Here is a 20,077-nt window from a genome sequence, read left to right on the forward strand (position 1 = left end):
ACGGCTCATGCGGACATTGGCGGATTATCGAACGGCGGGGAAGGGCGCACATATCGCTCCACCGATAAGGAGATCCTCGATGACCGCTTCCCTCCCTACCCGCCGGCTCGGCCGCACCGGTCCTGAAACATCCGCCCTCGGCCTCGGCTGCATGGGCATGTCCGGCATGTATGGCCCTGCCGACCGCGCCGAGAGCATCGCCACCATCCATGCAGCCCTCGACCAGGGGATCACCCTGCTCGACACCGGCGACTTCTACGGCATGGGCCACAACGAGATGCTGATCGGCGAGGCCCTGAAGGGCCGCGACCGCGACGCCGTCATCCTCAGCGTCAAGACCGGCGCCCTGCGCGACCCCGACGGTGCCTTCAACGGCTACGACAGCCGTCCCGAGGCCCTCTACAATTTCGTCGCCTATTCTCTGCAGCGGCTGGGGGTGGACCACATCGACATCTATCGCCCGGCCCGCCTGGACCCGGCTGTGCCGATCGAGGAGACCATCGGCGCGCTGGTCCGCATGGTCGAGAAGGGCTGGATCCGGCATATCGGCCTGTCCGAGGTCGGGGCGGAAACCATCCGCCGGGCCGCCGCCGTCGCTCCTATCGTCGATCTGCAGATCGAGTATTCGCTGATCTCGCGCGGCATCGAGGATGACATCCTGCCGACCTGTCGCGAGCTGGGCGTCGGCGTTACTGCCTACGGCGTGCTGTCGCGGGGCCTGATCAGCGGCCACTGGTCCAAGGACCGCGCGCTGGGTCGGGATTTCCGCGCCATGAGCCCGCGCTTCCAGGGTGAAAACCTGGACCGCAATCTGGCCCTGGTGGACGCCCTTCGCGGCGTCGCCGAGGGGCGTGGCCTGACGGTCGCCCAGGCGGCCATCGCCTGGGTGGCGGCGCAGGGCGATGACATCGTCCCGGTCATCGGCGCCCGCACCCGCGAGCGCCTGACGGAAGCGCTGGGCTCGCTCGACGCCGTCCTGACGCCCGCCGATCTCGCCGCGCTGGAGGCCGCCGCGCCCAAGGGCTCGGCCGCCGGATCCCGCTATCCGGAAGCCCAGATGAAGCACATGGACAGCGAACGCGGCTGAGGTTGCATCCAAAGGCTCCCCCGGCGACGACTACTCCATGAAGGCGGATGATCCGCCGGGGGAATTCCAGATGCTTCATCGAATGGCCGGACTTCTGGCCGCCTTCGTCTTGCTGGCCTTCGGGGGCGTGGCGGCGGCTCAAACCGTGACCGAGCGCCCTATCGCGGGCTTCCCGCACGCGGTCCTCTATACCGTGGGCGAGGCCCCGAAGCCTGTGGTGGTCATCCTCCACGGCGCGGACGGCAATGACGAGGCGAGCACCCGCTTCGGCCCCATCCTGGCCCGCATGGGCTATGCCGCCGTCGGCCTGCCCTACTATTCGCCGAACTGGGGCGAGTATGGTCCGCCGCCGAAATTCCCAGACCTGCCGGGCAGCTTCATCGACATCCGCGTCGACCAGATCGCCGACCTGCGCGAGACCCTGAGCGGCATGCCGGGCGCTGACGTCGAGCGCTTCGGCCTGTTCGGCGCCTCCAAGGGGGCCGAGTTCGCCCTGATCGCCGCCAGCCGCTATCCGTGGATCGACAGCGTCGTCGCCTACGCCCCCACCGACGTGGTCTGGGAGGGCTGGGGTCTGGAAATGGTGGAGGCCGAGGGCACGCGGTCGTCCTTCTCATTCGGCGGCCAGGCGCTGCCCTTCATGCCCTATCGCGGCTTTGTCGAGGGCCTGCTGGCGGGACCCGCCGCCGACCTGCGCGCCATCCACGCCAACGGCCGCACCGATCATCCCGAGAGGGAGGCTGCGGCCCGCATTCCGGTCGAGGCCTACCCCGGCGCCCTGCTGCTGATCGCCGGCGGCAAGGACGCCCAGTGGGATTCAGCCGCGGCGGTGAGCAACATCGTCCGTTCACGGAGCGCAGCGAGTCTTGAGACCACCGCCCTGGTCTATCCGGACGCCGGTCACGACCTCGTGGGCGACGGCGGAGTGCGTCAGGCGAACCGCAGCGGCGGGTCGCCCGAGGCCGATGCGGCGGCGCGCCAGGACGCCTGGCCCCAGGTCGTGGCCTTCATGACGCGAACCCTGGCGAACTAGCGCCCGCCGGCTCTCAGGAAGGCGGCGCGGGCCGCCGCGAAACGCGAGGGGGTCAGTCCGCGCAGGCTGGACTGGCCCTTTCGTTTCAATCCCGCCTCCTGCCCTTTCGACCAGGCCACGTCGGCTTCGATGGCGACGCCCTGGGCGATGTCCACCACCTGCACCTGGGGCGGCAGGGCCAGCTTGCGGTCCAGACGAACCTTCAGTCCGGCGCCGGACACGTCCGCGATCAGACACGGCATCTCGAGCCCGGGCGCGACGACGATTCCGCGCGCATTGGCGGGCGAGCGCGGTTCAAAACGGCGGTCCTGGGAACTCATGCGGACACCGTGACCGGCAATCGGTTTCGATCCAGTTTCACCACCACGTCCGCGCGCACGCCGCCGTCGATCATATGGCGGGTCAGGCGTTCGAAGGCCTGGATGAAATCCGCGATCCGGCCGCGTTCCGCCCCGGTCAGGGCCCTGCCCCGTAACGTCTCTTCCTGCTCGCAGCGCCAGTCCAGGACCACCTCGAACCCCGGCGCTTGGAGGAATACGCGCGCGTCCAGCCGCTCGGCCAGCGCCCGGTAGGTCCCGCCGGTGAAACCGTTCACGGCCCTGCGCCAGACACCGTCCGAATCCTGGTCCCGTTCGAGCGGGTTCAGGGGTTCGATCAGGGAAGCGCCGTCCTGGGCGACCGCGCCGAGGCACCATCCGTCGATCAGGATCGCCGCCGGCCGTCCTCTGAAAGGCGTCCAGTCCTGTTCGGGCACGCGGTCGTCCGTCAGCTTGTCGAAGGCCGGGATCGGGGTCGTGTCGTCCGGTGCCGCCGCGGACAGGCTCGTCACCGTACGCTCCAGCAGCCTCAGGTCATGAGTCCCCGGCGGTCCCCGGACCGCGAACAGGGGATGGACCTTCCGCGCCATGGCCTCGCGTTCGGCCCGGGTCAGGTAGACGTCGTCCAGCGAGATCTGCACCGCCCCGAAGGCCTTCGCCGCGGCCCGCGCCAGAGTCGTCTTGCCCGAGCCCTGCGACCCGGCGATCCCGATCAGGGGCGGACGATCCTTCGGTCCGGCGGCGATCAGGCCGCCGATCAGCGCGACCAGATCGGGCCGGGCGTCGGTCAGTGCTGGTTTTCCGGCAGCCGCACGATCAGGCCGTCCAGATCGTCCGACACGCGGATCTGGCACGACAGGCGGCTGTTCGGCTGGACGTTCTCGGCGAAGTCCAGCATCGACTCCTCCATCGCCGAGGCCCTTCCGGTCTCGGCGGCGAAGGCCTCGTCGACGTAGACATGGCAGGTCGCGCAGGCGCAGGCCCCACCGCAGTCGGCGTCGATCCCGGGCACATTGTTCCGGATCGCGCCTTCCATGACGCTGAGGCCGTTCTTGACCTCGACGACGTGCTCGCGGCCGTCATGCTCGATGTAGGTGATCTTCGCCATTGATGGGCTGCTAGCAGACTATGAACGGGCGACATAGACCCAGGCGACCCGCCCGGATTGCAGTGTCACGAGAATGCGGTGGTAGTCGTCGACCTCATAGTCGTCGGCGGCGCGAAGCTCGGCTTCGGTGATGTGGAAAACCGTGCCGTCAATCCGCCCGCCGCCATCGGCCGTCGGGCGGACGATCGGGTGATGAGTCAGGCCGCTTTCGGCGATGACTTCCGGATCGGTGATTTCGACCAGGGTGCGGTCATAGCCCGGCAGGGCGTCCACCGAACCGTCCAGCCGCCGCCCGAAGTTCGCCTCCTGCACCCGCGGATCCTGAAGGGTGCCGTAGGAGAAGAGGAGAACTTCGGTCATCCGGATCAGGCCGAAGCCTTTTCCTTCTTGCGGCCCGGCGCGACCATCAGCTTCTTGGTCTTGGCGATGGCCTCGGCCGGGTTCAGCCCCTTGGGGCAGACCTGGGCGCAGTTCATGATCGTATGGCAGCGGTAGAGCTTGAACGGGTCCTCGAGGTCGTCGAGGCGCTTGTCCGTCGCGTCATCGCGGCTGTCGGCGATCCAGCGGTAGGACTGCAGCAGGGCCGCGGGACCCAGGTACTCTTCCTGGTTCCACCAGTAGCTGGGGCAGGAGGTCGAGCAGCAGGCGCACAGGATGCACTCGTACAGGCCGTCCAGCTTGGCGCGGTCTTCCGGCGACTGCAGGCGTTCCTTCTCCGGGTCGGGCTCGTCCGACTGGAGATAGGGCTGGATCGAGTCGTACTGGGCGTAGAACAGGCTCAGGTCCGTCACCAGATCCTTGACCACCGGTTGGTGCGGCAGCGGCCCGATCGAGATCGTGTTGGACGCGCACTCGTCCATGCCCTTGGTGCAGGCCAGCGCGTTGCGCCCGTCGATAGTCATCGAGCAGGAGCCGCAGATGCCTTCCCGGCACGACCGGCGGAAGGCCAGGGTCGGGTCGATCTCGTTCTTGATGTGGATCAGCGCGTCCAGCAGCATCGGGCCGTGGTCGTCGGCCGAGACCTCATAGACGTCCCAGCGCGGGTCGGCGTCGACCTCGGGGTCGTAGCGATAGACCTTGTAGGTCTTGACGTTCTGCGCGCCGGCCGGGGCCTTGTGGACCTTGCCGGTGGTGGGCTTGGAGCCGCGGGGGAGAGTGAGCTGGACCATGTTCAGTAAACCCGCGCCTTGGGCTCGATGTACGAGACATCGTCCGACATCGTGTAATTGTGCACCGGACGGTAGTCGATCTTGGTCTGGTCGCCCGGCGTCTTCCAGGCGAGCGTGTGCTTCATCCAGTTGACGTCGTCGCGATCCGGGAAGTCCTCGCGGGCGTGGGCGCCGCGGCTCTCGGTGCGGTTCAGGGCGCCCTCGATCGTGACCAGGGCCTGATCGATCAGGTTGTCGTACTCGAGGGTCTCGACCAGATCGGTGTTCCAGATCAGGCCGCGGTCTGTGGTCTTGATGTCCGCGCCCTGGGCATGGATGGCGCGCAGCTTGGCGACGCCTTCTTCCAGGGTCTTGCCCGTGCGGAACACGGCGGCGTCCGACTGCATGGCGCGCTGCATCTCGATGCGCAGCTTGGCGGTCGGGGTCGAGCCGTCGGCGAAGCGGAAGCGGTCCAGGCGGGCCAGGTGGCCGTCGGTCGAGGCCGCCGGAGCGTCCGGAACGGCGCCGGCCTTGTCGACGATCTCGCCGGTGCGCAGGCCGGCGGCGCGGCCGAACACGACCAGGTCGGTCAGGGAGTTGGAGCCCAGACGGTTGGCGCCGTGCACCGAGACGCAGGCCGCCTCGCCCACAGCCATCAGGCCGGGAACCACGCTGTCAGGGTTGCCGTCGCGCAGGGTCAGGACCTCGCCGTGATAGTTCGTCGGGATGCCGCCCATGTTGTAGTGGACGGTCGGCAGGACCGGGATCGGCTCCTTGGTCACATCGACGCCGGCGAAGATCTTGGCCGATTCCGAAATACCCGGCAGGCGTTCGTGCAGGATCGCCGGATCCAGGTGATCCAGGTGCAGGAAGATGTGGTCCTTCTTCGGACCCACGCCGCGGCCTTCGCGGATTTCGATGGTCATGGAGCGGCTGACCATGTCGCGCGGGGCCAGGTCCTTCACGGTCGGCGCATAGCGCTCCATGAAGCGCTCGCCTTCCGAGTTGGTCAGGTAGCCGCCTTCACCGCGGGCGCCCTCGGTGATCAGGCAGCCGGCGCCGTAGATCCCGGTTGGGTGGAACTGCACGAACTCCATGTCCTGCAGCGGCAGGCCGGCACGCAGCACCATGGCGTTGCCGTCGCCGGTGCAGGTGTGGGCGCTGGTGGCCGAGAAGTAGGCGCGGCCATAACCGCCGGTCGCCAGGATCACCATCTTGGCGCGGAAGCGGTGCAGGGTGCCATCGTCCAGCTTCAGGGCCGTCAGGCCGGTGCAGACGCCGTCCTGCATGATCAGGTCCAGGCCGAAATATTCGACGAAGAACTCGACCTCGCGACGGACCGACTGGCCGTACAGGGTGTGCAGGATGGCGTGGCCGGTGCGGTCGGCGGCGGCGCAGGTGCGTTGCACCGGGCCTTCGCCGTAGTTGCGGGTCATGCCGCCGAAGGCGCGCTGGTAGATGCGGCCGTCATCGGTCCGGCTGAAGGGCACGCCCCAGTGTTCCAACTCGTAGACCGCCTTGGGGGCCTCGCGGACCAGGTATTCGATGGCGTCCTGGTCGCCCAGCCAGTCCGACCCCTTGACGGTGTCGTACATGTGCCATTTCCACGAGTCCTCGCCCATGTTGCCCAGGCTGGCGGAGATGCCGCCCTGGGCCGCCACGGTGTGGCTTCGCGTGGGGAAGACCTTGGTCACGCAGGCGACCTTGAGGCCCTGCTGGGCGGCGCCCAGCGCGGCGCGAAGGCCCGAGCCCCCGGCGCCCAGAACCACCACGTCATAGGCGTGATCGATGAATTCGTAAGCAGCCGCCACCGATCAGGCTCCGATACCAGCCGGCAGCGGGGCCGAACCCAGCGCCAGGCGCACGATGAAGAAGACGCTGGCCGCGGCCAGGGCCAGGAAGACGAGGTTCAGACCGCCGATCGCCAGGGTCTTGGCCATCGGCTTGTGGATGTAGTCCTCGATGATGACCTTCCACGCCAGGCTGGCGAAGAGGAACAGGGTCAGCAGGGTGAGGATCAGCAGGCCCGCGTTCAGCGGGACGGCGAACCAGGCCAGCAGGTCGTCGTAGCCGGCGCCGGCCAGGGTGAAGACGCTCGACACGACCCACAGACCCAACGGCATCAGCAGCGCCAGGGCGACACGCTCGGTCAGCCACTCACCGGCGCCGTGGCGCTCGGAAATCTTGACGTGGTTCTTGAATCTGGCCGAATTCTTGTTGGCTTGACCGTTCACAGCGAGACCCTCCCGGTGGCGAACAGCAGGACCCAGAACAGCACGGCCAGCGGGATCGGCCCCCAGACGGCGATGTTCGACAGCAGGTTGGCCGACTTCAGGGACAGGCCGTTGCCGGTGTCGTTGAACAGGTGGCGCGCGCCGTTCAGCAGGAAGGAGAACAGCACCACCGTCAGGCCGAAGCCGATGAACAGGCCGAACGGCGAGCCCAGCAGGGCCGACACCCCGGCATAGGCTTCCGGTCCGCAGGCCAGGGCGGCCAGCCAGCCCACCGCGATCGCCGCGCCGACGCTGATCGCACCGATGGTGACCCGGAACAGGATCGAGGCCGTCATGGTGACGTGCCAGCGCCAGATCTGGAGGTGGGGAGACAGGGGCCGGATGCGGCCATTGGGCTGACGCACGAAACGGCCGGTCTTGTCGGTCGGATCGTTGGAGGCGTCGCCCGGCAGAGGGGAGCTCGACATATTGCGAATGGTTCTCAAAAACCTGAGCGAAATCAGGCGCTCGAAATCGGTGAACAGGCTTTAGTCAGCGGCGGCGGGGGGGTCAACGCGGCCAAGGTCGAGTTGCGCTCTCAGACGCGTGATCGGGGCGCCCGGCGTCCATCACGATTTCGCGTGTGGCGCTTCTGCACTAGGCGCGGCGGCCCACGCGCGGCAGCTTCCTTTCATGTCGGGGTTCATCGTTCTCGCCTTCGCGGGCGCGCTGCTGCAGCAGTCCGCGCCGCATCCGTCCACGCTGGCGCAATATTCGGCGCCGGCGATCCGGCCGTTCGAGCCGGCGTCCGACTTCGGTCGCGAACGGGCCCAGGGCGACGCGGAGACGGAGGCGCACCGCCGCCCGCTGGACGCGCCGGTCTCGGTCGAGGCTTATGTCCGCTCGTATGAGTATTCGCCCGGCGATACCGAGACGGCCTATGACCAGGGCGTGGCCGCGGCGGAAATCCGCGTCGATCAAAGCGCCGGCGCCATGGACGGCCGCTGGCGGGTCTCGGACGATCAGGGCCGGGTCCTGTTCGGCCTGGTGCTGGATGACGACGGCCGCGGTCCGGTCGAGGGCGGCTGGCGCGGGGCGGCGGGCGCGGGCGTGGCCACGGCGGAGGGCGGAACGGTGACGCTGGACGGGCTGGGCGCGCTGATGCTGGAGCCCGCCGGTCGTGACTGGCGCGGGACCCTGACAGAGGGCGGCCGCACCCGGACCGTCACGGTCAGCCGGGCGAACTGAGTCTGAGCCGCGATACGGCGGCCTGCAGGCCGGACGCGCCATAGGGAACCGCCGGGCCCCGGCCCCAGACCGGATCAGGCCACAGGGCGTCGTCATGGCGACGACCGACCACATGCACGTGCAACTGGGCCGTGACGTTGCCGAGGGCGCCGACGTTCAGCTTCTGCACCGGTCGTCCCGCGGCCTCGCCCAGCAGCCGCACCGCCTCTCCCGCTTTCAGGATCTCGTCCATCAGGACAGCCCGGTCGGCCGTGTCGAGATCTTCCAGTTCGTGCAGGCCCGTCCTGCGCGGGATCAGGATCAGCCACGGAAAGCGGGTGTCGTCCTGCAGCCGGACCTGACACAGCGGCCAGTCGAGCACGATCACGGAGCCGACGTCGAAGGCGGGGTCGGCCTTGAAGGAAACGGTCATGACGCCTCGGTCGCCCGTCGCGGCCGAGGCGTCAAGCGGAACGCCTAGACCATTTTTGCTTCAGGTCGGAACGATCTGAATCCAAAAAATGGTCCAGCATCAAACTGGAGCGAAATCTGAGCCGAGTTGGACTGCGTCCAACTCAACCGATTTCGCTCTAGTTCAACGCATAGACGACGCAGGCCCGATCGGTCAGTTCGCGCAGAGGCGGCTGCAGCGCGAGGCGGGCCGCCTCGATCTGGGTCTCGTCGGGCGCGACGCCCGGGCGAGGCGGCGGCGGAGGCGGCGGAGGGGGAGCCGGCGACGCGTAGCCGGCGATACGGTTTCCGGTCACGACGGCTTCCTGCACCGTCGTGGCGTCTTCCGTGCCCGATCCATAGGACGGCCAACCGGCGAGGACATCCGTCTGGCAGGCCCGGCCGGTCGGGTCGATGACCCTGACCCCGCCGAGACTGGTTCCGGCGTTCTCGGCCGCAGCGCGAGCCCTGCGAGCCGCGTCCTTGACGGCTTCAGCCTGAAGCCAGGTCAGGATCGCATTGTCAGGCTGCAGGCCGAAACCGACGGCGCTGACCGAGGTCGGCTGCGAGGCGATGACGGTCGCGTAGACCCGTTCCAACACGGCGACATCTCTTATGGTCACCGACACCGAGGCGTCGGATTGATAGCGGGCGATGCGGTCGGCGCGGACGTTGTCGCGCATGACGCCGTTCTCGTCGCGATACTGATCATAGATGGGCCGGGTGGTGATGGTCGTCTCGACGCGGACGGTGTCGGCGCCGTAGGCGCCCAGCGCCTGGCTGAGGGCGCGGACCTGATCCGCCGCCTTGCGGGAAGCTTCCGTCGCGGTGCGTTCCACTGACTGGAAGGTGGCGCCGAAGCTGGCCCGGTTGGCCTGCACTTCGGTTCGCACATAGCCGACCGAGGCGATGACCGGATCGCGCATCCACCAGGGTGCGGGCACGTAGCGGTCGCCGATGGAGGCGGGCGGCGTCTGGGCGAGGGCGGTCGCGGGGGTGATGATCGGCGCGAGGCTGGCGAAGGTGAGGAGGATGGCGGTTAGGCGGCGCATTCGAAAACTCCCTGTTACACCCCGACCTGATCCCTGAAACCGGCCAGGGTAAAGGGGCGGAGGGCAATCGTCAGGCTCCGTCAGGGTCTATGCGGACTATAAAAATTATCTATCGATCATTCGCCTCTGCAATGATTGACTTTGTGCATCGCACGCGTCATTTCGCAGCTGCGGCGCCGCTCCCCCGGCGCTCCGGATTTCCATCCTTCAAGCTTATCCAGGAGAACAGCGATGCTGGGCGTCGGTCAAAAACTGCCGGAATTCAAGATCATCGGCGTGAAGCCGGGCTTCAACAGCCACGAAGAAGGCGGCGTATCGGCCTTCGAGCCGATCACCAACGAGAGCTTCGAAGGCAAGTGGAAGGTCATCTTCTTTTACCCGAAGGACTTCACCTTCGTGTGCCCGACCGAGATCGCCGAATTCGCCAAGCTCGGTAAGGACTTCGCCGACCGCGACACCATCGTTCTGGGCGGCTCGACCGACAACGAGTTCGTCAAGCTGGCCTGGCGCCGTGACCACGCCGACCTGAACGCCCTGCCGATCTGGCAGTTCGCCGACAACGGCGGCAAGTTCGCCCGCGAACTGGGCGTCCTGAACGAGGAAGAAGGCGTCGCCCTGCGCGCCACCTTCGTGGTCGATCCGCACAACGTCGTGCAGCACGTCTACGTCACCAACCTGAACGTCGGCCGTGCGCCGGCTGACACCCTGCGCGTTGTCGATGCGCTGCAGACCGACGAACTGTGCGCCTGCAACCGCCCGGTGGGCGGCGAGACCCTGGCGGCGTAACTGTAACGCCCGTGTTTCCCTGACAGGCGGCGGCGCAAGTCGCCGCCTGTTTCGTTTTGTGAACGCGCCGGGCCTTTGGCCTATCGGAGCGCGACCACACATGAAGGCGCTGTCCGGCCGTCGGCGCGGATGGCGGACCTCACCTCCAGGAAGGACCCCGAACCATGTCGATCGACGCCCTGCGCGACCTCATTCCCGCCTACGGCAAGGATATCTCGCTGAACCTGTCGTCTCTGGCCGCCGAAACGGTGCTGAACGACCAGCAGAAATGGGGCTGCTTCCTGGCCTCGGCTCACGCCATCGGCGTGGCGCCGGTGGTCAAGGCGATCGAGGCTCAGGCGGCCACGATCCTGTCGCCCGAGGCGATGAACGCGGCCAAGGCCGCCGCCGCCATCATGGGCATGAACAACATCTACTACCGCGCCCTGCACCTGATGAAGAACCAGGAGTACACGACCATCCCGGCCAAGCTGCGGATGAACGTCATCGCCAATCCGGGCGTCGACAAGATGGACTTCGAACTGTGGTCGACCGCCGTCTCGGCCATCAACGGCTGCGGCGCCTGCCTGGACGCCCACGAGGGCGAACTGCGCAAGCACGGCGTGCCCAGCACCCAGGTCCAGGCCGCCCTGCGCATCGGCGCGGTGGTCCACGCCGCCAGCCGCATCGTGGCGTCGGAAGCGGCGCTGGCCTGAACCTAGGCGGTGACGGGGGCGGCCCAGTCCGTCCCCTTCAGCGCGGCGGCGTAGGTTCGGCTGACCGGCGCCGTCGCTCCGTCCGACAGGACCAGTTCGCCCCGCCCGCTCTTCCAGCGAGCGGTCTCGACGCCGGTCCGGGCCACCCACCATGAGCGATGGGTGCGGAACCCGTCGCAGGCGCCCAGCGAGTCCAGGGCGTCGCCGAACCGCATCAGCACCAGATCGGATCCGGCCTCGGTGCGGACGCGCAGATAGTGGTCCTCCGCCTCGACGGCGATGAGACGCGCCCGCGCCAGGCGCGGCGGAAGCTTGACCCGAATGGCCGGCGGCGCGGCCCCATCGGAGACGGGCGCGGGGGTCTGCTTGAACGCCGTGCGCACCAGCCAGGCCAGGCCGACGACGGCGCTGTTGACCGTCAGCACGCTGGGCATGCCCCAGATCAGCTTTGCGGGCTGAAACGTCGCGCCCCACAGGGCCACCGGCAGCATCGCCACCCACAGGGTGATCGGCGGTGTCATGGCGATCAGCTGGGCCAGGACGAACAGGCGCGGTCGGCCGGGAAGCCGCCGCGCGACCCACGGCTCGATCATGGCCGCGATGACGCCGCCGCCGACCAGGGCGAATTGCCAGAAAAGGTAGCGCTGAAGCTTCGGGACGTTTTCCGAGTCAAACGCCGAGGTGGCGGCGAGGAACCACCCGAGCAGCATCAGGCCGATCAGCTCGACGATCCCCGAGCGGCCGATGCGCAGACGCCGCATGCCCTGTTTCACGCCTTCGGTCGTCACGCCCTGCTCCGTTCACGAAGCGGATCGGGCCGTTCGCGAAATCAAGGCTGACACGCCCGGTGCGGGCGTTTCAAGCGGGCTGCATGTTTTCCCGGAGATCCCTCATGCAGCGCGTGGCGACCACGACCCTGTTCGGCCTGCTGGCCCTGATGTGCCTTGCGGTCGCCCTGTTCAGCGCCCGCTTCCTGTTGCCGTCGCCGATCATGGCGGAATCTATGGCGACGCACCTGCAGGCGCGGCCGATCATCTTCCTGGCGCATGTGGCGGGCGGAGTGACGGCGCTGGCCCTGGGCGCCTTCCAGCTGGTCACCTGGCGCGGTCCGCGAAGGGCGTGGCACCGCATGGCGGGCCGGGTCTATGTGGTCGCCTGCCTGATCGGCGCGCTCGCCGGCCTCGGCCTGGCGCTGACCACGTCGGCGGGACCGCTGGCCGGCCTAGGGTTCGGCTTGCTGGCCCTCGCCTGGTTCGCGACCACGACGCTGGCGTGGCGCAAGGCCGTGGCCGGGGATTTCGCCCAGCACCGGCGCTGGATGATCCGCAGCCTGGCCCTGACCTTCGCAGCGGTGACGCTCAGGATCATGATCCCGCTGTCGATGATGAACGGGCTGGATTTCGCGATCGCCTATCCCGCCATCGCCTTCCTGTGCTGGGTTCCGAACCTGATCGTGATCGAGCTGTGGCTCAGATTGTGGGGCTGGGACGCTACGCCTCCGGCGCCTCGGGCCCGTAGTGGATATACCGGACGAATCGATAGAACTGATCCTGCATGACCGCGTCCACGCCGTCGGCGTACGCCCCCAGGCCGGGCCCGCGGACGACATAGGTCATCACCACATCCCAGCCGGCCCCGCCCGCGCCGCCGGTCCAGCCGATGCCCCAGTTGGCCAGTGTGGCCTTGCCCTTGAGCGGTCCCAGAGCCGCGTCGATCAGGACCCCGGTCTCCGGATCATATTCATAGACGGCGCCGTGCTCGAACGTCGACCCGTCCGGCATGGCCTCGCAGAAGCAGGTCCCAGGGTCCAGGGACAGGTGCAGATTGTGAGAATCGCCGCTGTAGGTGTGGGCGGGGTTCCACCAGTTCCCGATGTCCTCGACCGAGACGATCAGGTCCTCCTGCGTGGTCTCCAGGGTCGATACATAGCGCAGGACGAAATGGTCGGCGCTGCGTTCGACGACCTCGGCGGCGGCCGGCGTGGCGAACGCCAGCACGGCGACGGCGGCGAGCAATGACTTGAGCATGATCGATCCTCCCGCCGCCATCGGGCGACGAACGGCGGTATTCGTCAAGTCACAGTCTGGCGTCAGGCGGGCGTGAAGGTCAGGGGCGCGCCCCAGAACTGGCTGACCAGTTCCGACTGCGGCCCGGCCTTGCCGCTGGTCAGGAAGTCGCGGCGGCCGGAACCGCCCAGCACATATTCCGGATGCCGTTCGAAATAGCGGTCCAGGGCGTCGGCCACGGCTGTGGGCTGGTGGATCAGCGACGTCCCGGGCGGCAGGGCGGCGGCGAAGATCTCGGCCACGATCTCATAGTGGGTGCAGCCCAGGATGGCCTTGTCCGGATGACGGCCGATGCGGCGGCGCAGGGCGTCGACATGGTCCCGGACCACGACCTCGAGCTCCTCGGCCGGGGCGCCCAGTTCGATCAGGCCGGCCAGGCCGGGGCAGGGCTCGGAGAAGACGGCCAGATCCTCGCGCCGCTTGTCGATCTCGATCTCATAGACCCGGCTCATGGCCGTGGCGGCGGTGCAGAAGACGCCGGTGATCTCAAGCGCCTCGATCTTGTCGCCCAGACGTTCGGCCTCATAGGTCCAGGGCAGGCCGGTGGCGGCCTCGATCGTCGGCACGATGATGCCCAGCACATTGACCGGGCGGCCGTGGCGCGCGCGCGCCTCGGGCACCCAGGTCTGCTGCAGGCGGCGCAGGGCGATGGCGCTGGCGGTGTTGCAGGCCAGGACGATGACGTTGGCCCCCGCCTCGAACAGGCGTTCGCAGCCCGCGCGGGTCAGATCGACGATCTCCTCGCCGCCCCGGCCGCCGTAAGGGGCGTTCGCCTGGTCCGCCAGATAGACGAAATCCCGCTCGGGAAAGCGTCGGGTCAGTTCGCGGTGAACGGTCAACCCGCCCACGCCGGAGTCGAAAACGCCAATGGCCATGGGCGCGCTTTAGCCGCGCGGCTCCGCGCCGTCCATGGCTGGAGGTTACAGGGCGTTCATGTGACAGTCCGCCCCCCGCGGGCCTAGGGTCCCGGAAACGAACCGCCGCTACGGAGTTCCCATGCAAAGACGTCAACTTCTCATCGCCGGAGGGAGCCTCATGGCCCTGACCGCCACCGCCGGCTGCGCCGCCGGCACGGCCCTGGGCGCCAGCGCCTCCGCCGGGAGTCTCGAAGCGGACGCTCGGGTCGCCCGCGCCGTCCTGCCGGTGCAGACCCCGCGCGCGGAACTGCTGCAGCCCTGGACCGGTCCCTACGGCGGCGTGCCCCCGTGGGACAAGGTGACCGCCGCCAAGCTGCGCGAGGCGCTGCTGGAAGGCATCGAGCTGCAACGGGCCGACTACAACGCCATCGCCGACAACGCCGAGGCCCCGACCTTCGCCAACACCCTGGTGGCCATGCAGATGGCGGGCGAGCCGCTGGATCTGGTCGGCAACATCTACGGCGTCATGACCTCCAACATTGGGTCGGACGACTACAACGCGGTCGACACCGAGCTGTCGCCGCTGCTGTCCGCCGCCGGCGACGAGATCAGCTTCAACGCCAAACTGTTCCAGCGCGTGAAGACGGTCGCCGACAACGCCGACGCCATGGGTCTGACCGCCGCCCAGAAGCGCATCGCGACCCGCAGCCGCGACAGCTTCATCCGCTCGGGCGCGGCGCTGGACGCCGCCGGCAAGGCCGAGCTGGGCCGGATCAACACCGCCCTGGCCAACGCCTTCACCGCCTTCAGCCAGAAGGTCGTGGCCGACGAGAACACCTGGACGGTGATCCCCAACGAAGCCGGCGTCGCGGGCCTGCCCGCCTCGAACAAGGCCGCCGCCGCGGCCGCCGCCCGCAATCGCAACCTGCAGGGCTGGGCGATCATCAACACCCGCTCCAGCGTGGATCCCTTCCTCAGCTTCGCCGATGACCGCGCCCTGCGTGAGGTGGTGTGGCGCAAGTTCGTGAACCGTGGCGACAACGGCGACCGCAACGACACCAACTCGACCATCGCCGAGATCGTGCGCCTGCGTCAGCAGCGCGCCCGCCTGCTGGGCTACCGCAACCACGCCGAACTGCGCATGCAGGACACCATGGCCAAGACCCCGGCCGCGGCGATGGAGCTGATGAACCGTGTCTGGGCTCCGGCCAAGGCCCGCGTCACCGAGGAAGTGGCGGACATGCGCGCCATCGCCGGGCACGACATCGAGCCGTGGGATTATCTCTATTATTCGGAGAAGGTCCGGAAGCAGAAGTACGACCTCGATCAGAATGAGCTGAAGCCGTATTTCGAGCTCAACAATGTCCGCGCCGGCTCGTTCGAGATGGCGCGCCGCCTGTATGGCTTCACCTTCGAGAAGCTGGCGCCGGGGACCGTGCCGGTCTTCCACCCGGATGTGGTGGTCTATGAGGTCAAGGACGCGGGCCGTCCGATCGGCCTGTATTACACCGACGACTACGCCCGCGCGGGCAAGCGGTCGGGCGCCTGGATGACGACCTACCGGTCGCATTCGACCTTCGACGGACCGAAGAACACCCTCGGCTCGAACAACAACAACTTCATCAAGGCCGAGGGCGGCGAGCCGATCCTGATCTCGCTGGACGACGCCGAGACCCTGTTCCACGAGTTCGGCCACACCCTGCACGCCTATTCGTCCAATGTGGTCTATCCGGCGCTGGGCGGCACGCCGCGCGACTTCGTCGAGTATCCCTCGCAAGTGCACGAGCACTGGGTGCTGAGCCGTCCGATCCTGAACGGCTACATGAAGCACGTGCAGACCGGCCAATCGATGCCGCAGGCGCTGTTGGACAAGGTCGAGGCCGCTTCGACCTTCAACCAGGGCTACGCGACGGTCAGCTACCTGTCCTCGGCGCTGGTCGATATGGACCTACACACCCAGGCCACGCCGCCGACCGACATCGACGCCTTCGAGAAGGCCTCGCTGGAGCGTTACGGCATGCCCAAGGAGATCGTGATGCGGCACCGCCTGCCGCAGTTCAATCACCTGTTCACGTCGGACAGCTACTCGGCCGGGTATTATTCGTACCTCTGGTCCGAGACGATGGACGCCGACACCTGGGCCTACTTCGAGGAGTCGGGCGATGTGTTCAATCCGGACATCGCGCGTCGCTTCAAGGAGATCATGCTTGCCCCGGGCAACACTGTGGATCGCGCCGAAGCCTATCGCGCCTTCCGTGGCCGCGACCCGGACGTGCGGGCGCTGCTGAAGGTGCGGGGCTTCCCGACCTCCTGACGGCCCGGCCGCAGGGCGACCGGACGAAAAGAAGAGGGCCGGCGGATCATCTCCGCCGGCCCTTTTTGCACCTCATGCCCGGGATCACGCCGGCCAGGCGGGGGCGACCATGGCCTGCGGGCTGTCGCTGCGGCGGGCGCGGGCGTAGTCGTCCTGACGGGCTTGCGGCAGCTGACGGATCGCTTCGCGCTGGATTTGCCGGATGCAGACGGCGCTGGGCGTCCGGCGCGAAGACGTCACGCAGGCGTCGCGGGCGGCGGCGGCCACGCGGGCGTCGAACGCCGCCGCGCCGGCGGGCGTCGACAGGTCCAGACCGTTGGGGGACACGCGGATGCTGTCCTGGGCGGCGGCCGGAGCGGCGGCCAGCAGAGTGAAGGCGGCGAGGGTAAGCAGGGTCTTGGTCATCGGATCATCCTCCTGTCGCGGGGAGCGGCGACGACAAGTCAGATGATGGTCTCATATGACGAGCGCCAGACGACAACCGTGATGATTCAATGATCCGAGGCCGAGAATGGTGAAGCTGAACATAAGTCTGACTTATGTCAGGGCGGGAGCCGCCGAAGCGGCTCCCGTTTACCGATCAATAGGCGGCGGCGCGGCGGCTGGCGGCGTAGTCGACCTGGGCGGCGCCCGGCAGCTGGCGGACGGCCTCGCGGCGCACGGCGGCCTCGCAGAAGGCGCGGTCGTCCAGGCGGCTGCCGGGGCGTCGGGCGTCGCGGCAAAGCGCCCGGGCGGCGGCTTCGACGCGCTGGTCGAAGGCGTCGGCGCCGGCCACGCTGGCCAGATTGAGATCGGACCAGCCGATGCGGGCGTCGGCGGCGGAGGCGGAGGCGGCGCCGGCGGTGGCCAGAACCAGGACGGCGGTCAGGGAAGCGAGGGTTTTCATGGCGGTCTCCTTGGGGAGCTCTGCATCGCCCGGGGGCGGCGACCCCGGCCGTATGGGCCGACCCTGTTTCAACCCCGTGAGAGTTCGGCGGCGAAATAGAGACGCCGCATTAAATCGCGGACATCTGAAACTTGATCAGCCGCTGTTGCGCAGCCCCGCCGCCACCCCGTTGAGCGCCAGCAGGATGCCTTCCCGCACGCGCGGATCGTCATCCCCGGCCCGGCGGCGGCGGATCAGTTCGATCTGCACGTGGTTCAGCGGCTCGACATAGGGCATGCGCAGGCGGATCAGCCGGTCCAATTCGGGCTGGCCGCCCAGCAGGGCGTCCTGACCGGTGATGGCCAGCACCGCCGCCTCGGTCCGGTCCCACTCCGCCCGGATGGCGGAGAAGACGCGGTCGGCCAGCGCCTGATCCGGGACCAGTCCCGCGTAGCGGCGGGCGATGGTCATATCGGCCTTGGCCATGACCATCTCCATGTTCTGGATCAGGGTGCGGAAGAACGGCCAGTCATGGTGCATCTGGCGCAGCTCGTTGATGTCCACGCCCTGTACCGCCGAGCCGAAGCCGAACCAGCCCGGCAGCATGACCCGGCTCTGGCTCCAGCTGAACACCCAGGGGATGGCGCGCAGGTCCTCGATGGCGGTGGAGGCGGTGCGCGAGGCCGGACGCGACCCGATCTTCAGATCGGCGATCTCGGCGATCGGGGTGGCGGCGCGGAAATAGTCGACGAAGCCGTCGGTCTCATAGACCAGCGCCCGGTAGGCGCTCATCGAGGCCTGGGACAGCTTCGACAGGGTCGCGCCGTGCCGCGCGGTCAGCTCGGCGTCCGGCGGCGGGGCCAGGGAGGCCAGCAGGACGCCGCAGGTCAGGGCGTCCAGGTTGCGCCGCGCCACCTCCGGCTCGCCGTACTTGTTGGCGATGACCTCGCCCTGTTCCGTCACCCGGATACGGCCCGCGACGGTGCCCTGCGGTTGGCCCAGCACGGCGGCGAAGCTGGAGCCGCCGCCCCGGCCCACGGCGCCGCCCCGACCGTGGAAGAGCTGCAGGCGCAGGCCCGCCGCATCGGTCACCTGCAACAGGGCGCGCGAGGCCTCGTGCAGCTCCCAGGTCGAGGTCAGGTAGGAGCCGTCCTTGTTGCTGTCGGAATAGCCGATCATCACCTCCTGCACCCCGCGCGCCCGGGCGACAGCGAGGGCGGACGGCTCTTTCAGCAGGCGCTCGAGCGTCGGGCGGGAGGCGCGCAGGTCGCCGATGGTCTCGAACAGGGGCGCGGCCTGGACCGGGCAGGCGGCGGGGTCTTCGGGGCGGTAGAGGCCGACTTCCTTGAGCAGGAGATAGACCTCCAGCAGGTCCGAGGCCGCGTCGGTCTTGGACACGATGTGGGTGCGGATGGCCTGCGGACCGAACAGGCGCAGGGCTTCGGCCGCCGCCTGCAGGATGCCGCGCTCCTTGAGCGTTTCCTTGGCATAGGTCTCGTAGGGATTGAACAGCAGCCGGCCCGAGGCCAGTTCGGCGGCCAGCACCGACAGTCGGGCCTCCTCGTCCAGCGCGGCATAGTCGTCGGCGACCCCGGCGACCCGGAGCAGGTCGGCCACGACCCGCTCATGCACATCCGAGTTCTGGCGCAGGTCCAGCGTCGCCATGTGGAAGCCGAAGACGTCGGCGGCGGTGATCAGCCGGGCCAGCCGGTCGTCGGCGAAGACCGCGCCGTGGTTGGCGACCAGGCTGTCCTGCAGCACGGCCAGATCGGCGCGGAAGGCGGCGGGCCCCTCATAGGGCTGGGCGGTGAAGGCGGCGGCGCGGGGCGCGGGCTGGCCGGTCAGCACGGGATGGGTGGCGGCCAGGCGCGCGTAGATCTGGCTGAGCACCCGGCGATAGGGTTCGTCGGCGCGGTGGAGCGAATGATCGCCCGACGCTTCCGCCAGGGCCTTCAGGGCGGGCGAGATCTCGCTCATCGATCCCGACAGGCTGAGCTCGGCCCCCAGGGTGTTCACCTCGTCCAGATAGAAGCGCAGCACGGCCCTGGCTTGGCTGCGGAAGGCGGCGCTCAGCACCGCGCCGTCGACGTTCGGATTGCCGTCCCGGTCGCCGCCCACCCAGGTCCCGATGCGGATGAAGGGCTCCAGCTCCGGCGCGTCCAGCCGCTTGCGCCATTCGGCCAGCTGGGCCGGAGCGACATGCAGGAAGACGCGGTCCAGGAAGGAGACGACGGTGTCGATCTCGTCCTGCACCACCAGCCCGGCCTGCCGCACCAGCCGCGTGGCCCACAGGATGGTGGTCTGGCGGCGCAGGCCGGCGTCGCGGGCCTCCAGATCGCAGGCGGCGCCGTTCTGGTCGCAGGCGTCCAGCAGATCGGAGACCGAGGCGATGCGGTCGATGACGCTCTTGCGCCGGACTTCGGACGGGTGGGCGGTCAGCACCGGCGACATCAGGGCGCCGGCCAGCAGGTCGCGGGCTTCTTCCGGCGAGCGTCCGGCGGCCTTCAGCCGTTCCAGCGCGCCCTCGGGCGTATCGGGCCGGGCGCCCGACGCGGTCTGCTCCTGCGCCCGCCGCTTGCCCGCCCGATCCTCGGCGACATTGGCCAAAAGGGAGAAGACCGCGAAGCCGTGGGCCAGACCGACCGCCTGATCCAGCGACAGGTCTCCCAGCAGCTGCTCCAGCCGCTGGGCGTCCGCGGCGCCCGCGTCCCGGTGCCAGGCGACCGAGGCCTGACGCACCGCCTCGATCCGGTCGTAGAGGTCCTTGCCGCCCTCGACGAGAATGACCTCGCCCAGCAGCCCGCCCAGCAGGCGCACCTCGTCTCGCAACCGGTCGTCGGCGGCCTGGATCATGTCGGT

The 20,077-nt window shown here is 68.5% G+C and carries 23 protein-coding genes; 7 read left to right on the top strand and 16 right to left on the bottom strand.

Features of this window, described 5'->3' with window-relative positions:
• Positions 1 to 79 precede the first annotated feature (79 nt).
• Positions 80 to 1,087, top strand: coding sequence for an aldo/keto reductase (locus AC3WRV_RS02600; RefSeq protein WP_492312036.1), 1,008 nt, complete (start codon positions 80 to 82; stop codon positions 1,085 to 1,087).
• A 70-nt stretch (positions 1,088 to 1,157) separates the two neighbouring features.
• Positions 1,158 to 2,120, top strand: coding sequence for a dienelactone hydrolase family protein (locus AC3WRV_RS02605; RefSeq protein WP_492312037.1), 963 nt, complete (start codon positions 1,158 to 1,160; stop codon positions 2,118 to 2,120).
• On the opposite strand, the gene AC3WRV_RS02610 is transcribed toward AC3WRV_RS02605, so the two are convergent.
• The 8 genes from AC3WRV_RS02610 to sdhC are packed head-to-tail and all read right to left on the bottom strand — an operon-like array spanning position 2,117 to position 7,301.
• On the bottom strand, positions 2,117 to 2,440 hold the full coding sequence (locus AC3WRV_RS02610; RefSeq protein WP_492312038.1) for a PilZ domain-containing protein: 324 nt from the start codon (positions 2,438 to 2,440) through the stop codon (positions 2,117 to 2,119). The two genes, AC3WRV_RS02605 and AC3WRV_RS02610, sit on opposite strands and share 4 nt — an antisense overlap.
• Complete coding sequence (locus AC3WRV_RS02615) at positions 2,437 to 3,291, bottom strand: kinase (protein ID WP_492312039.1); 855 nt, start codon at positions 3,289 to 3,291, stop codon at positions 2,437 to 2,439. Before AC3WRV_RS02615 ends, AC3WRV_RS02610 begins: the two co-directional genes overlap by 4 nt.
• Complete coding sequence (locus AC3WRV_RS02620) at positions 3,225 to 3,545, bottom strand: 2Fe-2S iron-sulfur cluster-binding protein (RefSeq protein ID WP_291833500.1); 321 nt, start codon at positions 3,543 to 3,545, stop codon at positions 3,225 to 3,227. Before AC3WRV_RS02620 ends, AC3WRV_RS02615 begins: the two co-directional genes overlap by 67 nt.
• A gap of 18 nt (positions 3,546 to 3,563) precedes the next feature.
• A complete protein-coding gene (locus AC3WRV_RS02625; protein ID WP_492312040.1) occupies positions 3,564 to 3,905 on the bottom strand; it encodes a gamma-glutamylcyclotransferase family protein in 342 nt (113 codons plus the stop codon).
• Between the two features lie 5 nt (positions 3,906 to 3,910).
• Positions 3,911 to 4,714: a succinate dehydrogenase iron-sulfur subunit gene (locus AC3WRV_RS02630; RefSeq protein WP_291833493.1), complete on the bottom strand. Its 804-nt coding sequence runs from the start codon at positions 4,712 to 4,714 to the stop codon at positions 3,911 to 3,913.
• A gap of 2 nt (positions 4,715 to 4,716) precedes the next feature.
• Positions 4,717 to 6,504, bottom strand: coding sequence for a succinate dehydrogenase flavoprotein subunit (sdhA, locus tag AC3WRV_RS02635; RefSeq protein ID WP_291833491.1), 1,788 nt, complete (start codon positions 6,502 to 6,504; stop codon positions 4,717 to 4,719).
• A 3-nt stretch (positions 6,505 to 6,507) separates the two neighbouring features.
• The gene (sdhD, locus tag AC3WRV_RS02640) at positions 6,508 to 6,927 is read right to left on the bottom strand and encodes a succinate dehydrogenase, hydrophobic membrane anchor protein (RefSeq protein WP_492312041.1); all 420 of its coding nucleotides are present in this window, start codon (positions 6,925 to 6,927) and stop codon (positions 6,508 to 6,510) included.
• Positions 6,924 to 7,301 (bottom strand): succinate dehydrogenase, cytochrome b556 subunit, encoded by a 378-nt coding sequence (sdhC, locus tag AC3WRV_RS02645; protein ID WP_291833523.1) that lies wholly within the window; start codon positions 7,299 to 7,301, stop codon positions 6,924 to 6,926. The genes sdhD and sdhC overlap by 4 nt, the downstream gene beginning before the upstream one ends.
• Positions 7,302 to 7,599: 298 nt before the next feature.
• Here sdhC and AC3WRV_RS02650 point away from each other — a divergent pair, with 298 nt between their 5' ends.
• Complete coding sequence (locus AC3WRV_RS02650) at positions 7,600 to 8,154, top strand: hypothetical protein (protein WP_492312042.1); 555 nt, start codon at positions 7,600 to 7,602, stop codon at positions 8,152 to 8,154.
• On the opposite strand, the gene AC3WRV_RS02655 is transcribed toward AC3WRV_RS02650, so the two are convergent.
• Entirely contained in the window at positions 8,138 to 8,566 is a 429-nt protein-coding gene (locus tag AC3WRV_RS02655; protein ID WP_492312043.1) for an HIT domain-containing protein, read from the bottom strand. The two genes, AC3WRV_RS02650 and AC3WRV_RS02655, sit on opposite strands and share 17 nt — an antisense overlap.
• 157 nt (positions 8,567 to 8,723) lie before the next feature.
• Positions 8,724 to 9,635, bottom strand: coding sequence for an SIMPL domain-containing protein (locus AC3WRV_RS02660; RefSeq protein WP_492312044.1), 912 nt, complete (start codon positions 9,633 to 9,635; stop codon positions 8,724 to 8,726).
• Between the two features lie 231 nt (positions 9,636 to 9,866).
• Here AC3WRV_RS02660 and AC3WRV_RS02665 point away from each other — a divergent pair, with 231 nt between their 5' ends.
• Positions 9,867 to 10,421 (top strand): peroxiredoxin, encoded by a 555-nt coding sequence (locus AC3WRV_RS02665; protein WP_291833476.1) that lies wholly within the window; start codon positions 9,867 to 9,869, stop codon positions 10,419 to 10,421.
• Positions 10,422 to 10,585: 164 nt separating this feature from the next.
• A complete protein-coding gene (gene ahpD / locus AC3WRV_RS02670) occupies positions 10,586 to 11,116 on the top strand; it encodes an alkylhydroperoxidase, AhpD family (RefSeq protein WP_291833473.1) in 531 nt (176 codons plus the stop codon).
• 2 nt (positions 11,117 to 11,118) lie between these two features.
• Here ahpD and AC3WRV_RS02675 read toward each other — a convergent pair whose 3' ends face one another.
• Positions 11,119 to 11,904 carry a LytTR family DNA-binding domain-containing protein gene (locus AC3WRV_RS02675; RefSeq protein ID WP_492312045.1) on the bottom strand — a complete coding sequence of 262 codons (786 nt, stop codon included), beginning with the start codon at positions 11,902 to 11,904 and terminating at the stop codon, positions 11,119 to 11,121.
• 104 nt (positions 11,905 to 12,008) lie between these two features.
• Between AC3WRV_RS02675 and AC3WRV_RS02680 the strand changes: the two genes are divergently transcribed.
• On the top strand, positions 12,009 to 12,674 hold the full coding sequence (locus AC3WRV_RS02680; protein WP_492312046.1) for a DUF2306 domain-containing protein: 666 nt from the start codon (positions 12,009 to 12,011) through the stop codon (positions 12,672 to 12,674).
• On the opposite strand, the gene AC3WRV_RS02685 is transcribed toward AC3WRV_RS02680, so the two are convergent.
• Entirely contained in the window at positions 12,607 to 13,143 is a 537-nt protein-coding gene (locus tag AC3WRV_RS02685) for a hypothetical protein (RefSeq protein ID WP_492312047.1), read from the bottom strand. The genes AC3WRV_RS02680 and AC3WRV_RS02685 overlap by 68 nt on opposite strands.
• 62 nt (positions 13,144 to 13,205) lie before the next feature.
• A complete protein-coding gene (locus tag AC3WRV_RS02690) occupies positions 13,206 to 14,057 on the bottom strand; it encodes a glutamate racemase (protein ID WP_291833461.1) in 852 nt (283 codons plus the stop codon).
• A 121-nt stretch (positions 14,058 to 14,178) separates the two neighbouring features.
• On the opposite strand from AC3WRV_RS02690, the gene AC3WRV_RS02695 reads away from it, so the two are divergent.
• A complete protein-coding gene (locus AC3WRV_RS02695) occupies positions 14,179 to 16,353 on the top strand; it encodes a M3 family metallopeptidase (protein ID WP_291833458.1) in 2,175 nt (724 codons plus the stop codon).
• 84 nt (positions 16,354 to 16,437) lie between these two features.
• Here AC3WRV_RS02695 and AC3WRV_RS02700 read toward each other — a convergent pair whose 3' ends face one another.
• From AC3WRV_RS02700 to ppc, 3 genes are all read right to left on the bottom strand, one after another.
• Positions 16,438 to 16,758 carry a UrcA family protein gene (locus AC3WRV_RS02700; protein WP_291833455.1) on the bottom strand — a complete coding sequence of 107 codons (321 nt, stop codon included), beginning with the start codon at positions 16,756 to 16,758 and terminating at the stop codon, positions 16,438 to 16,440.
• A 175-nt stretch (positions 16,759 to 16,933) separates the two neighbouring features.
• Positions 16,934 to 17,239 (bottom strand): UrcA family protein, encoded by a 306-nt coding sequence (locus AC3WRV_RS02705; protein WP_492312048.1) that lies wholly within the window; start codon positions 17,237 to 17,239, stop codon positions 16,934 to 16,936.
• A 135-nt stretch (positions 17,240 to 17,374) separates the two neighbouring features.
• Positions 17,375 to 20,071 (bottom strand): phosphoenolpyruvate carboxylase, encoded by a 2,697-nt coding sequence (gene ppc, locus AC3WRV_RS02710; RefSeq protein ID WP_492312049.1) that lies wholly within the window; start codon positions 20,069 to 20,071, stop codon positions 17,375 to 17,377.
• Positions 20,072 to 20,077: the final 6 nt, after the last annotated feature.

The organism is Brevundimonas sp. EU05-FHT14B11 (assembly GCF_058790835.1).

Coding starts and splice junctions, on each gene's coding strand:
- AC3WRV_RS02600 (WP_492312036.1), top strand. CDS start 80: ATGACCGCTTCCCTCCCTACCCGCCGGCTCGGCCGCACCGGTCCTGAA.
- AC3WRV_RS02605 (WP_492312037.1), top strand. CDS start 1,158: ATGCTTCATCGAATGGCCGGACTTCTGGCCGCCTTCGTCTTGCTGGCC.
- AC3WRV_RS02610 (WP_492312038.1), bottom strand. CDS start 2,440: ATGAGTTCCCAGGACCGCCGTTTTGAACCGCGCTCGCCCGCCAATGCG.
- AC3WRV_RS02620 (WP_291833500.1), bottom strand. CDS start 3,545: ATGGCGAAGATCACCTACATCGAGCATGACGGCCGCGAGCACGTCGTC.
- AC3WRV_RS02625 (WP_492312040.1), bottom strand. CDS start 3,905: ATGACCGAAGTTCTCCTCTTCTCCTACGGCACCCTTCAGGATCCGCGG.
- AC3WRV_RS02630 (WP_291833493.1), bottom strand. CDS start 4,714: ATGGTCCAGCTCACTCTCCCCCGCGGCTCCAAGCCCACCACCGGCAAG.
- AC3WRV_RS02650 (WP_492312042.1), top strand. CDS start 7,600: ATGTCGGGGTTCATCGTTCTCGCCTTCGCGGGCGCGCTGCTGCAGCAG.
- AC3WRV_RS02655 (WP_492312043.1), bottom strand. CDS start 8,566: ATGACCGTTTCCTTCAAGGCCGACCCCGCCTTCGACGTCGGCTCCGTG.
- AC3WRV_RS02660 (WP_492312044.1), bottom strand. CDS start 9,635: ATGCGCCGCCTAACCGCCATCCTCCTCACCTTCGCCAGCCTCGCGCCG.
- AC3WRV_RS02665 (WP_291833476.1), top strand. CDS start 9,867: ATGCTGGGCGTCGGTCAAAAACTGCCGGAATTCAAGATCATCGGCGTG.
- ahpD (WP_291833473.1), top strand. CDS start 10,586: ATGTCGATCGACGCCCTGCGCGACCTCATTCCCGCCTACGGCAAGGAT.
- AC3WRV_RS02680 (WP_492312046.1), top strand. CDS start 12,009: ATGCAGCGCGTGGCGACCACGACCCTGTTCGGCCTGCTGGCCCTGATG.
- AC3WRV_RS02685 (WP_492312047.1), bottom strand. CDS start 13,143: ATGCTCAAGTCATTGCTCGCCGCCGTCGCCGTGCTGGCGTTCGCCACG.
- AC3WRV_RS02690 (WP_291833461.1), bottom strand. CDS start 14,057: ATGGCCATTGGCGTTTTCGACTCCGGCGTGGGCGGGTTGACCGTTCAC.
- AC3WRV_RS02695 (WP_291833458.1), top strand. CDS start 14,179: ATGCAAAGACGTCAACTTCTCATCGCCGGAGGGAGCCTCATGGCCCTG.
- AC3WRV_RS02700 (WP_291833455.1), bottom strand. CDS start 16,758: ATGACCAAGACCCTGCTTACCCTCGCCGCCTTCACTCTGCTGGCCGCC.
- AC3WRV_RS02705 (WP_492312048.1), bottom strand. CDS start 17,239: ATGAAAACCCTCGCTTCCCTGACCGCCGTCCTGGTTCTGGCCACCGCC.
- ppc (WP_492312049.1), bottom strand. CDS start 20,071: ATGATCCAGGCCGCCGACGACCGGTTGCGAGACGAGGTGCGCCTGCTG.